Annotated in this window: 12 protein-coding genes; 6 read left to right on the plus strand and 6 right to left on the minus strand. The window is 44.5% G+C overall.

The genetic code is table 11. The features are described 5' to 3' along the window. Nucleotides 1-102: 102 nt before the first annotated feature. A complete protein-coding gene (gene trpR / locus L1D44_RS08930) occupies nt 103-378 on the plus strand; it encodes a trp operon repressor (RefSeq protein ID WP_220770779.1) in 276 nt (91 codons plus the stop codon). A gap of 31 nt (nt 379-409) precedes the next feature. Here trpR and L1D44_RS08935 read toward each other — a convergent pair whose 3' ends face one another. Continuing rightward, nucleotides 410-811 (minus strand): hypothetical protein, encoded by a 402-nt coding sequence (locus L1D44_RS08935; protein ID WP_239889878.1) that lies wholly within the window; start codon nt 809-811, stop codon nt 410-412. Nucleotides 812-942: 131 nt separating this feature from the next. Next, nucleotides 943-1,557, minus strand: a complete 615-nt coding sequence (slyD, locus tag L1D44_RS08940; RefSeq protein ID WP_220770781.1) for a peptidylprolyl isomerase — start codon at nt 1,555-1,557, stop codon at nt 943-945. Between the two features lie 705 nt (nt 1,558-2,262). On the opposite strand from slyD, the gene thrA reads away from it, so the two are divergent. From thrA to L1D44_RS08960, 4 genes are all read left to right on the plus strand, one after another. Further along, nucleotides 2,263-4,728: a bifunctional aspartate kinase/homoserine dehydrogenase I gene (gene thrA / locus L1D44_RS08945; protein WP_239889886.1), complete on the plus strand. Its 2,466-nt coding sequence runs from the start codon at nt 2,263-2,265 to the stop codon at nt 4,726-4,728. Beyond that, nucleotides 4,725-5,660: a homoserine kinase gene (thrB, locus tag L1D44_RS08950; RefSeq protein WP_239889888.1), complete on the plus strand. Its 936-nt coding sequence runs from the start codon at nt 4,725-4,727 to the stop codon at nt 5,658-5,660. The genes thrA and thrB overlap by 4 nt, the downstream gene beginning before the upstream one ends. A 44-nt stretch (nt 5,661-5,704) precedes the next feature. Beyond that, nucleotides 5,705-6,991 carry a threonine synthase gene (thrC, locus tag L1D44_RS08955; RefSeq protein ID WP_239889889.1) on the plus strand — a complete coding sequence of 429 codons (1,287 nt, stop codon included), beginning with the start codon at nt 5,705-5,707 and terminating at the stop codon, nt 6,989-6,991. Between the two features lie 242 nt (nt 6,992-7,233). Continuing rightward, nucleotides 7,234-7,530, plus strand: a complete 297-nt coding sequence (locus L1D44_RS08960; protein WP_239889891.1) for a hypothetical protein — start codon at nt 7,234-7,236, stop codon at nt 7,528-7,530. Between the two features lie 28 nt (nt 7,531-7,558). Here the strand turns inward: L1D44_RS08960 and nfo are convergent, their stop codons facing one another. Then, on the minus strand, nt 7,559-8,413 hold the full coding sequence (nfo, locus tag L1D44_RS08965) for a deoxyribonuclease IV (RefSeq protein ID WP_239889893.1): 855 nt from the start codon (nt 8,411-8,413) through the stop codon (nt 7,559-7,561). Between the two features lie 238 nt (nt 8,414-8,651). Between nfo and L1D44_RS08970 the strand changes: the two genes are divergently transcribed. Next, on the plus strand, nt 8,652-9,191 hold the full coding sequence (locus tag L1D44_RS08970; RefSeq protein ID WP_239889908.1) for a hemerythrin domain-containing protein: 540 nt from the start codon (nt 8,652-8,654) through the stop codon (nt 9,189-9,191). 55 nt (nt 9,192-9,246) lie between these two features. Here the strand turns inward: L1D44_RS08970 and L1D44_RS08975 are convergent, their stop codons facing one another. The 3 genes from L1D44_RS08975 to tal form a co-directional block, all read right to left on the minus strand. Beyond that, nucleotides 9,247-9,432: a DUF3545 family protein gene (locus L1D44_RS08975; RefSeq protein WP_202720398.1), complete on the minus strand. Its 186-nt coding sequence runs from the start codon at nt 9,430-9,432 to the stop codon at nt 9,247-9,249. 222 nt (nt 9,433-9,654) lie between these two features. Continuing rightward, nucleotides 9,655-11,292 (minus strand): glucose-6-phosphate isomerase, encoded by a 1,638-nt coding sequence (pgi, locus tag L1D44_RS08980; protein WP_239889910.1) that lies wholly within the window; start codon nt 11,290-11,292, stop codon nt 9,655-9,657. 18 nt (nt 11,293-11,310) lie between these two features. Then, a complete protein-coding gene (gene tal / locus L1D44_RS08985) occupies nt 11,311-12,267 on the minus strand; it encodes a transaldolase (protein ID WP_239889916.1) in 957 nt (318 codons plus the stop codon). Nucleotides 12,268-12,516: the final 249 nt, after the last annotated feature.

Below are 12,516 nucleotides of genomic sequence, written 5' to 3' on the forward strand. Positions count from 1 at the left end.
GTGTGTATGTGACACTAGATTCTTGCTACACTTGGCGTAATGATGCACTAGTACATGATTGTGTCTCATAGTTGTAAGTCATGGTCGTAAATAGGAGTTCAAATGCGAGCAGAGTGGGATTTGGTTTTAGAGAAAATCTTATTGCAGCAAGATCTACAGAATTTAATCGTCTTATTTGAGTTGTTACTCACAGAGGAAGAGCGTAGCGCCGTTGCCGGTCGATTAAAGGTTTTTCAAACCTTATTACAAGGCGAAATGAGTCAGCGCCAAATTGCTCAAGAATACCAGATAAGCATTGCTACCATTACTCGTTGCTCAAATTACCTAAAGCATATGAGCGCGCAGCAAAGAGAAGAAATTAAGCAGTTAATTTTATAGAAGCTCAATTTGTTTTGTCTGGTAGCGGTAGCTATCGATTATGAGTATTACCAATATCGTGTAGTCGCTGCGTAGTGACGGTTTTATGTTTGCGGTGCATAGTGCGTCTTACCAAGATATAAAGTGCATAACTCAATAGAGTGATACTGATGATTGGCGCAAGCTTTGAGTCGAGCTTAAGTAGTAATAGTGCCATTAGTAGGTACAGATATGGAGTGTGCTCGTAGATAAATGCGGGCAGCTTACCCCTTCTTCGACGTTTTTGAGAGTCGGTACGGCGATTAGTCGAGCGCATCACATCGATGCGACTTCCTAATAAAAATAATAATGCAGCGAAGAGTTGGGCATAAGTTTGCTCCAGCATCATTAAGCTAACGCTGCCTAGCGCTATATAAGTGTATGGTAGGGCTTCATAAACGGGTCTTGATAACATTCGCAGTTCCTTTGCAAAAAGATGTTCTGAGCAATTCAATTGTTCAATTTGGATAGTGTAGACCATAAAAAAGCCCGTTTCACTTTAACCAGTGAAACGGGCTTAAATTTATTCTTTAGAACTAGAATAATTTAGTGTCTGCAGCCACAGCCGCCGTTACCATCACAGCCTTCTTTGGCTTCTTTTGTCTCATCGTCACTGCAGCATCCGCCTTCGTGTCCGTGATCGCCGCCACAGCAGCCACCTTCATGAGAGTGTCCATGGCCACCACATCCACCGCCGTGTGCGTGAATATGACCATGAGCGATCTCTTCTTCAGTCGCTGCACGTACTTCAAGTACTTCAACGTTGAAGACTAGTGACTGACCAGCAAGTGGGTGGTTACCGTCAACAACGACTACGTCGTCCTTAACTTCAGTAACTTGTACTGGACGTTGGCCCATTTCAGTCTCTGCAATAAAGCGCATACCTGGAACGATATCTTCGATGTCGCCAAATGCTGACATTGGGACTTCTTGGCGAAGGCCGTCATGATATGGGCCGTAGCCTTGTTCTGCATCAACAGTTACATCAAGGATGTCACCTTGTACTTTGCCTTCAAGCGCAGCTTCTAAGCCTGGGATCATGTTTTCTGCACCATGCAGATAGATCATTGGCTCGCCTTCAAAAGAACTTTCTACAAGCTGACCTTTCGCATCTGATAATCTGTAATGGATGCTAACAGCACATTTTTCGGTGATTTTCATATTGGCTCCAATCGGAAATTTGCGCGCATTCTAGCCTGCTTTAAAGGGATTTGCGATAGAATGAATGTACTTCTGCTACCTAAACCACATAAAAATAGAGCCAGCCTGCGTGGTTTGAATCTGAGATGTAAGATCTTTTTATCTTTTAGTCCTAATTTATCTAACGGTGCGCTTTAAGTTTATTTTCGTGATTAGACTCGGGGTAATTGGTTAAGAATACCTTTTTGGCTGGTGTAATTGATCCAGCTGAGTCGAGGGGGAAATAAGCGATGTTATGTCGTTGGTGGTTAACTTAATCTGTTTAATATCAAAGTTATACATGTTGATTCTGAGCTCCTGTTTACGTAAGCGTAAGTAGTTTCTTTGGCGTAATGCCTATCATGGGAGATGGTTAAGGGATATTTATGAAGGTTTACCTCGATATTTAGCTCCAAGGGTGATTAATTACAATAAACTTGTAATTAGGGGTTGACACTTGCCGGTGAAAAAGGCAATTCTGTTAGAACACAGATTAATCCATTTGGATAATAACGAATTTTCATGTTTAGCCACGTTTTAATGAACACCACCATTATTACAACCACCACGATTACCAACGTGGGGGCGGGCTAAGCACAACCTGATATAAGCAAAATATCAAGCCCGCTCCCCCTAAAGGAGCGGGCTTTTTTTGTTTCTTAGGTGGCGCGGTAAAAGGAGTTTTTGATGAAAGTTATGAAGTTTGGCGGTACCTCGCTAGCTAATTGGCAGCGTTTTAAAGGTGCTGCAGATATTGTTAATCATTCAGCTAATTCAGATTCAATAGCTGTGGTTTTATCCGCGCCAGCAACGGTAACCAATGGCCTGATCGAGATGGTTGAGGTCGCCGTTAATGGTGGTGATTACCGCGCTGTGCTAGCCAAGGTTGAAAAAGTATTTAATGATCTGTATGGCGCAGCAGCGGCAAGTTTAAGTGCAGAACAAAATGCGCTTTTGGCCGATAAGCTCAAGCAGCAACTTAGCTTTTGGCACGGTAAATTAGAGGGGATGAGCTTACTGGGTGAATGCCCTGAAAGCGTTGAAGCACAGATCTTGGTCGGTGGTGAGAAGTTATCATCGGCACTCATGGTCGAGGTAATCAGATCCTTTAACCATAGCGCCGATCTGTTACTGCCGGAGTCTCTGCTAGTGGGTTATGGTCCGCGCCTTGAATCTGCAGTCGATATTGAAGCCAGTAAGCTTCGTTTTAATGCTTTGGATTTGTCTGCTACAGATGTTTGGGTGATGCCAGGTTTTACCGCTGGTGATGCGCAAGGGGATATCGTTACCCTTGGCCGTAACGGTTCTGATTATTCTGCAGCGGTATTGTCGGCTTGTATTGGTGCGAGTTGCTGCGAGATCTGGACCGATGTCGATGGTGTCTATAATACCGATCCAAGAGTTGTAGCTGATGCTAAATTGCTGTCACAGCTAAGCTATCAAGAGGCGATGGAGGTCTCCTATTTTGGGGCTAAGGTTCTACACCCTAAGACTGTAGCACCAATCGCCCAGTATCATATTCCTTGTTATATCCGTAATACCTTCAACCCGGAGGCTGTTGGCACATTGGTGTCAGACAAGCCCGATGAAACTGGACTGAATGTAAAAGCTATTTCTAACCTAGACGACCAAACGATGTTTGATGTATCGGGTCCGGGTATGAAAGGTATGGTCGGCATGGCCAGCCGGACACTCGGCGCGATTTCTCGCTCGGGTGTATCTGTGTCTTTGATCACTCAAAGCTCTTCCGAGTACAGCATTAGCTTCTGTGTTGCCACTGAAGATGCCATTAAAGCCAAGTTTGCCCTAGAGCAGGAGTTTGAGCTCGAGCTTAAAAGTGAGATTTTAGAGCCTATCGAGATGCGCCATAACTTAGCGATTGTTTCCTTAATCGGCGATGGTATGCGCACCCATAAAGGTGTGGCTGCGAAGTTCTTTCAAGCGCTTGCTCAGGCAACCGTTAACATCGTTGCGATCGCTCAAGGGTCTTCTGAGCGTTCAATATCTGCAGTTGTTGAGCAGCGTAAGACTAAGCATGCTATCTCTGCTTGTCATCAATCTTTCTTCGATGTACAGCACTATTTAGATGTGTTCTTGGTTGGTTGTGGCAACGTGGGCGCTGGTTTGCTTGAGCAGATAAGGCAGCAACGTAGCATGTTAAAAGAACAACATATTGCCATTCGAGTCTGCGGCATCGTTAACTCTAAGAAGATGGCGTTAGATCCTCAAGGTATCGACTTAGCCAACTGGCAGGGGGTATTAGCCGACTGTGAGCAAGCGGCGGATCTTGATGCAATGTTGGTATGGGCGAAAGAACAGCAGTTACTTAACCCTGTGCTGGTGGACTGCACTTCGAGTGAGCTGGTATCGAATAAGTATCTCGATGTGATGAATGCAGGCCTACACGTGGTGACGCCTAATAAGAAGGCTAACACTCGTGATATGGCCTATTACCAAGATTTAAGAAAAACAGCACTAAAACAGCGTCGTCAGTTCCTCTATGAAACAACGGTTGGCGCCGGTTTACCGGTTATCGATAACCTGAAGAAACTACTGTTCGCTGGTGACAAGTTACTGCGTTTTAACGGTATCTTGTCGGGTAGCCTATCTTATATCTTCGGGATGTTGGATGAAGGCATGACGCTGTCACAAGCAACCTCGATCGCCAGAGAGAAGTGCTTTACCGAGCCCGATCCTCGTGATGACTTAAGTGGTATGGATGTTGCGAGAAAGGTGCTTATTCTTGCACGAGAAGTGGGGATGGAGCTTGAGCTTAGTGATATCCATGTGGAATCAGTGCTCCCCGAATCATTTGACGCATCGGGTGATGTTGAGCAGTTTATGGCAAATCTTCCTGCTTTAGACTCAAGCGTAGCTCAACGAATCGAGGCGGCTAAGGCACAAGGTAAGGTATTACGTTATGTGGGCCAGATTGATGATGAGGGCTGTAAAGTCAAGATTGCCGAAGTCGATGCAAGCGATCCACTGTATAGCGTAAAAGGTGGTGAGAATGCACTGGCCTTCTATAGTCGCTACTACCAGCCAATCCCATTCGTGCTTCGAGGCTATGGTGCCGGTACCGATGTGACCGCTGCCGGAGCATTTGCCGATATATTGCGTACTTTAAATTGGACTCGTGAGGTTGGCGTATGAGCGTAACTATTTATGCCCCAGCATCTATGGGCAACGTCGGCGTAGGTTTTGACCTGCTTGGTGCTGCTTTGGCACCTATCGATGGCAGTTTGCTTGGCGATACAGTCAAAGTTGAATCAGCCGAGCAGGGACTGTCACTCGTTCTTGCTGGCCACTGGGCAAACAAGCTTCCGCAAAATGAACGAGAGAATATTGTTTATCAGTGTGCAGAGTTTTTCTTAGGCCATCTCGATAAAGATGTTGGCCTTAAATTAACTTTAGAGAAGAACTTGCCTGTGGGCAGTGGACTCGGATCGAGTGCGAGCTCCGTAGTTGCCGCCTTAGCGGCCTTAAATGACTTCTTCGATCAGCCTTTCTCTGAGCAAGAACTGCTGCGTTTAATGGGCGAATTTGAAGGTAAAATCAGCGGCTCAGTCCATTATGATAATGTGGCACCTTGTTACTTAGGTGGTATGCAGCTGATGCTAGATACCCCTAAAACGGTTTGTGAAGCGATCCCTGATTTTAAGCAGTGGTATTGGGTGGTGGCCTACCCAGGCATTTCGTTATCGACCTCAAGAATGCGTCAGTTGATGCCAAACGAGTTTGATAAGCAGACCACCATTGATTTTGGGCGTTACCTAAGTGCCTTTGTGCATGCTTCATATAAGCAAGATGCAGAGCTGGCGATTTCGGTATTAAAGGATGTGTTGGCCGAGCCCTATCGCGCGCCTGAAATCCCTAATTATCAAAAGGCGAAGGCCGCTTTAGCCGAATTAGGCATGTTGACTACCGGGATCTCAGGCAGCGGACCGACGCTGTTTAGTATCACCGATGATCTTGATGTGGCCCAACAAGCGCAGCAATGGCTGGATGCAAATTACGTAGAGTCTGGAAAAGGCTTCTCCCATATTTGCAGGATCGATACACAAGGGACTCGTCGAGTCGATTAAGCACATTAACTAGACCCTATAAACAGAATTTTAAGGAAGTCGTCATGGAGTTGTATAACCTAAAGCATCCATCTCAGGTGGTGAGCTTTACTGAAGCGGTTAAGTTAGGTCTTGGCAAAGACAGAGGTTTGTTTTTCCCGAAAGTCATTCCGCAGTTGCAAGATGTTGATAGCTTGCTGGCATTACCATTTGTAGAAAGAAGTAAGAAAGTTATCGGTGCATGGTTAGCCTCAGAGCTTGGCCAAGACACAGTTGATAGATTAGTCGAACGTGCTTTTAACTTCGAGCTTCCTTTGGTGAAGGCAGACACTAATCTTTATAGTCTTGAGTTATTTCATGGGCCAACCCTAGCCTTTAAGGATTTTGGCGCACGCTTTATGGCCCAGTGTTTAAATGAGTTGGCAAAGTCGGAGAAGATTAACATTCTTACCGCTACCTCAGGTGATACTGGTGCCGCCGTTGCTGATGCTTTCTATGGCTTAGATAATATTAATGTGGTCGTGCTGTATCCAAAAGGCAAAATCAGCCTGCTACAGGAGAAGATGTTTACTACTTTAGGAAACAATATTCACACGGTTGCAGTAGAGTCTGACTTTGATGCGTGCCAGAGTTTGGTTAAGCAGTCATTTGAAGACTTAGATATTAGAGATGGCTTGCACCTTAACTCGGCAAACTCGATCAACATCAGTCGATTACTGGCTCAGATCTGTTATTACTTCGAGGCCGTTGCTCAATTTAAACAACACAATGAAGGCGAGCCTGTCATAGCAGTGCCGAGTGGAAACTTCGGCAACCTAACCGCGGGTCTGTTTGCTAAAGCGATGGGATTACCGGTAAAGCGTTTCGTGGCAGCGACTAACAGTAATGATACCGTACCTCGCTATCTAGATAGTGGTGATTGGCAACCGGCGACTACTGTGGCAACTATGTCTAATGCAATGGATGTGGCCGAGCCTAGCAATTGGCCGCGTGTAGAAGCAATCGTCGAGGCGATGGGTTGGTCATTAGGTGATATCCATGGCTTAGGGGTATCTGAAACTGATACAACTGATTCTGTGAAAGCATTAAATAATGCAGGCTATCTGTCTGAACCCCATGCAGCAATTGCAGCCTTGGCACTAAAGAAAACAATGAGTGCAGGTGAGGAGGGGATTTTCCTAGCGACTGCGCATCCAGCTAAGTTCAATGAAGTGGTTGAGCAGATCTTGCAAATCGAACTGCCACTACCTGAGCCGCTAGCCAGAGTTGTACCTAAGCGGATCCTATCGGCAACTTTACCAGCGGATTTTGGTCGGTTAAAAGCGCATTTATTCAAGATATTATCGACATAAAAGTTAAGCGTTACTAAAAAGAGGAAGCTGTTACAGCTTCCTTTTTTTTTGTTGGTAAATTGTGGGTATCCATTTAAATATACACTTGTATTGCAAGCGCGGTTTCATCACTTTGATGCTTAATGACATCTCTTAACATCAGTAACCAAATGTGTTTGCTCAAGCTGACTTACTGTGACTTGTGTCACAAATTGGCTTGGGGAATTTTTATATCTTGCGCCGCAGTTTTTAAAAAGCAGGGAATGATTGTGTTACGTGTTGTCATAGGTGTTCTATTAACAAGCCTGTTAACAGGCTGTGCAACAGAAGATATTGAGCTGTACCATCGAATTAATGAGGCCTATGACTTTGAGGTGACACATTGTGACAGCTTCGCAATGGTGACGGGATTTGGTCGTGGTGATAATGCACTCGCCGACGCAAGACTTAGTGCCATTAAGCAGGGCGAAGAGCTTAAAGGCACTCATATCGTATGGCTACAATCAGATTTAGGTGAACCAACAAAAGTGGTCGCTGTGATCTATAAGTGTTTAATGTAATTAACGCGCTGCCTTATATTGATAGCTATTAGTGTTTAGCAAGATAGCGTAACCAGTTAATCTCTTCCTGCCATAATTCTGGGCGTACAGTCTCCAAGATCAGTGGGATCTCTTTTACAGCCTCTAACTTCATGAGGCTAGCAAATGCCTCTTGGCCTATCTCTCCTTGCCCTAAGGACTCATGACGGTCTACTCGACTGTTGAGCGGCGTCTTGCTGTCATTTAAGTGCATAGCCTTTAGGTATCGATTGCCTATTACCTTATCGAATAATTCGAACGTTTGTGCACAGGTGTCCTGAGTGCGAATATCGTAGCCTGCTGCAAATAGGTGACAGGTATCGATACAGACACCGACTCTAGACTTATCTTCTACCCCATCAATGATCTGCGCTAGTTGCTCGAAGCTGTGACCAAGGTTTGAACCTTGCCCTGCGGTGTTTTCAATGACAGCGGTTACGCTCTGTGTACGTTCGAGAGCGAGGTTTATCGATTCGCTGATATTAGCTAGGCAGTCATCGATGGGGATTTTACGTAGATGGCTACCAGGATGAAAGTTAAGTAACTGCAAGCCAATCTCTTCACAGCGCTGCATTTCATCATAAAAGGCTTCACGTGACTTATTGAGCAGTTCAGGATCTGGGTGTCCAAGGTTAATAAGGTAGCTATCATGGGGCAATATCGCCCTAGTTGAAATATCTGCTTCATGACAGTTGTGCAGAAATAGCTCTATTTGTTTAGGATCTAACGGAGCAGCTTGCCAGCGGCGCTGGTTTTTGGTGAAAAGAGCAAACGCATTTGCGCCAATTGCGGCAGCGTTGAGAGGAGCGTTTGCTATACCACCTGCTGCGCTAACATGTGCTCCAATAAGGTGTGAGGCTTGCATCTATATTTGTCCCTGCTGAGCTTAAGCTTGTTAAATCGTTATTATGCCACGGGAGATCTGCACTTGAGTTTTTATATTTATTGTTAGTGAACTTGTTGGCTGCAAGTGTTTGTTAGTTAATCTAAATTAAGTTGATCTTCATCACTAACTTCATTATGAGTGCTTTGATATATTGGGCGTTATTTATACGGTTTACTAATATAGAAGATAGTGGGTGCGAATTAGGATGGAGATGACTATGCTAGCGAGACTCATGCATGACCATAAGCATATTGCCATTTTGCTTAAGGTTTTAAAGGCTAAATATACTAAGTTAGCTGCAGGTGAAGCGATAAATTATAATGTGGTACGAGATATAGTGGAGTATATGCAAAGTTATGCTGAGCATAGCCACCACCCATTGGAAGAGGTTATTTCAGAGTTTTACTGGAACAAGCTTGGTAGGGCACATATTAACGAGAAACTGACTTCGGAACACTCAAAGTTAGGCGAGGCGTCAGCTTCTCTAATGGCTACATTAAACCTGATTTTAAATGATATTGTAGTATCGAAAGAGCAACTAGTGGCCGATCTAGAAAGCTATGTGCGAATGCAGCAATCACATATGGAATATGAAGAGGCAACGGTATTTCCCAAGTGGAATGAAGTGATTACCGATGATGACTGGAAAACAGTCGCGGCGATGTGCAAAGCACGTTTGATTGATGACCCTTTGTTTAATGAAAGCGACAAAGCATTATTTGAAGAGTTAAGGGAATACTTAGAAACGGCTGAATAGGTGATACCTAGTAATAGAATTAAAAAGAGCGCTGAGCGCTCTTTTTATCTTTGTGTTACATCAGGAGGGTATCTAGCTCACCGTTGAAGCTATTATCCATCTCTTGAAGTTCTTTGAGTAAGCGATGCTTCTCTTTTAGAGCCTCAATTTCACGCCATTTTCGCTTTTTATTGGAGCTTCTTGAGCGGCTTGGCTTCTCAACAATGTTATCTAGCGCACTACCATAATCGAGTCGATTCATGGCAACCTCCTATTGTTTATTTTGTCTTCAATTTAATAGCATGATTTTTATTCATGGTGCAACTAAAATGTTTCAATAATGTTAAATCGGCATGAAGTTTTAATGTTTTAGTTTGAGCTAGAGGAGGTGATATATCAGTGTTTTTCAAGCGGCTACGGAAGGCTCTGCTGGTTAAAAACAAAAAAGCCAGTCGAAACTGGCTTTTTGAGGAGTGGCAGTGGCTTAAATATTGCCCTGTCTAAACAGATTGATTAAAGCATTACTGGATGAGTCTAGCTCTTTGGCCTCATCATCTGCAGTTAGACGTTCTAGCACATCGTTACCGAGCTGCTTACCGAGTTCTACGCCCCACTGATCGAAAGAGTTTATCTGCCAAATTGCGCCCTGAACAAAGGTTCTGTGTTCATACAGGGCGATGAGTGCACCTAAAGTAGCGGGTGTTAACTTATCCATTAAGATAGTGTTGCTTGGCTTATTACCTGGCATCACCTTGTGTTTAGCGATGAGCTGCTTTTGTTCATCGCTAAGCGTGCTTTGGCTTAGCTCCGCTAGCGCTTCATCGAATGTCCGCCCTTGCATTAATGCCTGGGTTTGGCCAAAGCAGTTAGAAGCAAGTTGTACATGGTGCTCACCAACAGGATTGTGGCTGTTGAGTGGCATGATAAAGTCAGCAGGGATCAGTGCCGTACCTTGATGCAGTAGTTGGTGATATGCGTGTTGACCATTGGTGCCTTCACCTCCCCAGATCACCGGACCGGTACTGTAATCGACATCTGTACCGCTTAGGGTGACAGATTTACCGTTACTTTCCATATCGAGTTGCTGGAAGTATGCCGGTAGGCCTCTTAGGTAATGATCATAGGTCAGTACGACATGAGACTGGGCATTGAAGAAGTTACCATACCACAGAGAGAATAAGCCCATAATAACAGGCATATTATTTTCTAAAGGAGTGTTAGCAAAGTGCTCATCCATTTCGTGAGCGCCGGCTAATAGCTCGCGAAAGTTATCCATACCGATAAGTAGAGCGATTGGCAGTCCAATTGCAGACCACAATGAATAACGACCACCGACCCAATCCCACATAGGGAAGATATTGTTGGCATCGATACCAAACTCTGTCGCCTTAGACACATTCGAGCTGACGGCAACAAAGTGCTTCGCAACATCGGCTTGGGATGCCCCCTGGCTTAAAAACCATGCTTTGGCGGTAAGGGTATTGGTTAAGGTTTCCTGAGTACCGAAAGATTTAGAAGACATCACAAACAATGTGGTTTGTGGATCCAGTCCCTTAAGCTTCTCAGTGATAGAAGTACCATCAACGTTGGCAACAAAGTGACAGTTTAGCTCTCCCGTCCAATATGGGCGCAGTGCTTGGGAAACGATTTTTGGCCCTAAGAATGAACCGCCAATACCGATACTTACCACGTCGGTAATCGTTTTACCTGTGTAGCCTTTCCACTGACCTGATGTCAGTGACTCGACGAACTCACCCATTTTTGCCAGGGTTTGCTGAACTTCGGCGACAATATTATTGCCATCGACTCTAATCACTTTATCTGCGGGCGCACGCAGAGCGGTGTGCAGTACTGCTCGTTGCTCTGTGTTGTTGATTGCCTGCCCAGCAAACATCGCCTTAATTTTCGATTCAAGCTGAGATTCTTTCGCTAATTGAAACAGTAATGACATCGTCTCTTTTGACGCGCGGTTTTTAGAGTAATCTAACAATAGACCGCATGCCTGAGTCGACATATCGCTGAAGCGTTGGGGCTCAGTCGAGAATAGTTCGCGCATATGAGGAAGCGTCTTACAGTGCTTCTCCAGTGCTTGCCAGCTAGCTTGTTGAGTGAGTTCTGTCATTGTATTGTCCTAATTACGTTAAGACGAAAGCTTATCTTTTAGCATAACTTCGAGCTTACCTTGGTCGATAGCGAAGTTACGAATACCTTCGGCTAGTTTCTCGACGGCCATAGCATCTTCGTTAAATTCCCAACGGAATTGGGCCTCAGTCATATCCGCTTCTGGCGCAACAACTTCAGTTGCAGGGAGGAGCTTCTGTACGATAGGGGTGTTGCTGTTAGATAGCTCTTCTAGTAGTGCAGGGCCAATAGTGAGTCTGTCACAGCCAGCAAGCTCAATGATTTCGCCTGTATTTCTGAAGCTTGCACCCATAACCACGGTATTAAAGCCATGACGCTTGTAGTAGTTATAAATGCTAGTAACAGAGACAACACCTGGATCTTCAGCCGCGCTGTACTCAAGGCCTGTGTCTTTCTTGTACCAGTCAAGAATACGACCAACAAAAGGAGAGATTAGGTAAACTCCGGCTTCAGCACATGCGCGTGCTTGAGCGAAGCTAAAGAGTAAGGTTAGGTTACAGTTAATACCTTCTTGCTCAAGTTGTTTCGCGGCGCAGATCCCTTCCCATGTAGATGCTAGCTTAATAAGGATACGAGACTTGTCGATACCTGCAGCTTGATATAGGTTGATTAGCTTGTGTGCCTTAGCAATTGAGCCTTCTTTATCGAATGAAAGGCGGGCATCCACTTCAGTCGAAATGCGGCCAGGAACGATTTTTAGGATCTCTAAACCAATATTGACGGCAAGCTTATCACCGGCATCTTCAACCTGCTGTGCTAGATCACTGCTCTGGCCTTTAGCCCAAGAGATGGCATCTTTGATTAATGCACTGTATTCAGGGATTTCTGATGCTTTTAAAATGAGAGAGGGGTTGGTTGTTGCATCTTCTGGCTGGTAACGTTTTATGGCTTCAATATCGCCTGTATCGGCAACAATGGTAGTGAAAGGTTTAAGTTGTTCTAATGTATTTGCCATGCGTATTACATCCTTACTCTATGTACAGCATCTGTGTGACAGTTAAGTTAGTTGCTATTAAAAGCCATTTTAATGAACATTCCAACTATATATGAAAAAAAATTACACAAAAGTTGCTGGAAATCATTAGAACGGTCATTTTTGGTAATCTAGCAACAATATTTTACTTGTTGTTAGCTGGGTAAAAGCTTAATCAGAAAGTATAGCTTTTTTGCGAACTGATAAAACTAAAAAGCCCACGCTTTGAGA

This window comes from Shewanella sp. Isolate13 (assembly GCF_022398325.1).
Classification (GTDB): Bacteria; Pseudomonadota; Gammaproteobacteria; order Enterobacterales; family Shewanellaceae; genus Shewanella.

What these genes read in the sequence shown, in the direction of transcription:
- trpR (WP_220770779.1), top strand. Translation starts at nt 103, where the DNA reads ATGCGAGCAGAGTGGGATTTGGTTTTAGAGAAAATCTTATTGCAGCAA.
- L1D44_RS08935 (WP_239889878.1), bottom strand. Translation starts at nt 811, where the DNA reads ATGTTATCAAGACCCGTTTATGAAGCCCTACCATACACTTATATAGCG.
- slyD (WP_220770781.1), bottom strand. Translation starts at nt 1,557, where the DNA reads ATGAAAATCACCGAAAAATGTGCTGTTAGCATCCATTACAGATTATCA.
- thrA (WP_239889886.1), top strand. Translation starts at nt 2,263, where the DNA reads ATGAAAGTTATGAAGTTTGGCGGTACCTCGCTAGCTAATTGGCAGCGT.
- thrB (WP_239889888.1), top strand. Translation starts at nt 4,725, where the DNA reads ATGAGCGTAACTATTTATGCCCCAGCATCTATGGGCAACGTCGGCGTA.
- thrC (WP_239889889.1), top strand. Translation starts at nt 5,705, where the DNA reads ATGGAGTTGTATAACCTAAAGCATCCATCTCAGGTGGTGAGCTTTACT.
- L1D44_RS08960 (WP_239889891.1), top strand. Translation starts at nt 7,234, where the DNA reads ATGATTGTGTTACGTGTTGTCATAGGTGTTCTATTAACAAGCCTGTTA.
- nfo (WP_239889893.1), bottom strand. Translation starts at nt 8,413, where the DNA reads ATGCAAGCCTCACACCTTATTGGAGCACATGTTAGCGCAGCAGGTGGT.
- L1D44_RS08970 (WP_239889908.1), top strand. Translation starts at nt 8,652, where the DNA reads ATGCTAGCGAGACTCATGCATGACCATAAGCATATTGCCATTTTGCTT.
- L1D44_RS08975 (WP_202720398.1), bottom strand. Translation starts at nt 9,432, where the DNA reads ATGAATCGACTCGATTATGGTAGTGCGCTAGATAACATTGTTGAGAAG.
- pgi (WP_239889910.1), bottom strand. Translation starts at nt 11,292, where the DNA reads ATGACAGAACTCACTCAACAAGCTAGCTGGCAAGCACTGGAGAAGCAC.
- tal (WP_239889916.1), bottom strand. Translation starts at nt 12,267, where the DNA reads ATGGCAAATACATTAGAACAACTTAAACCTTTCACTACCATTGTTGCC.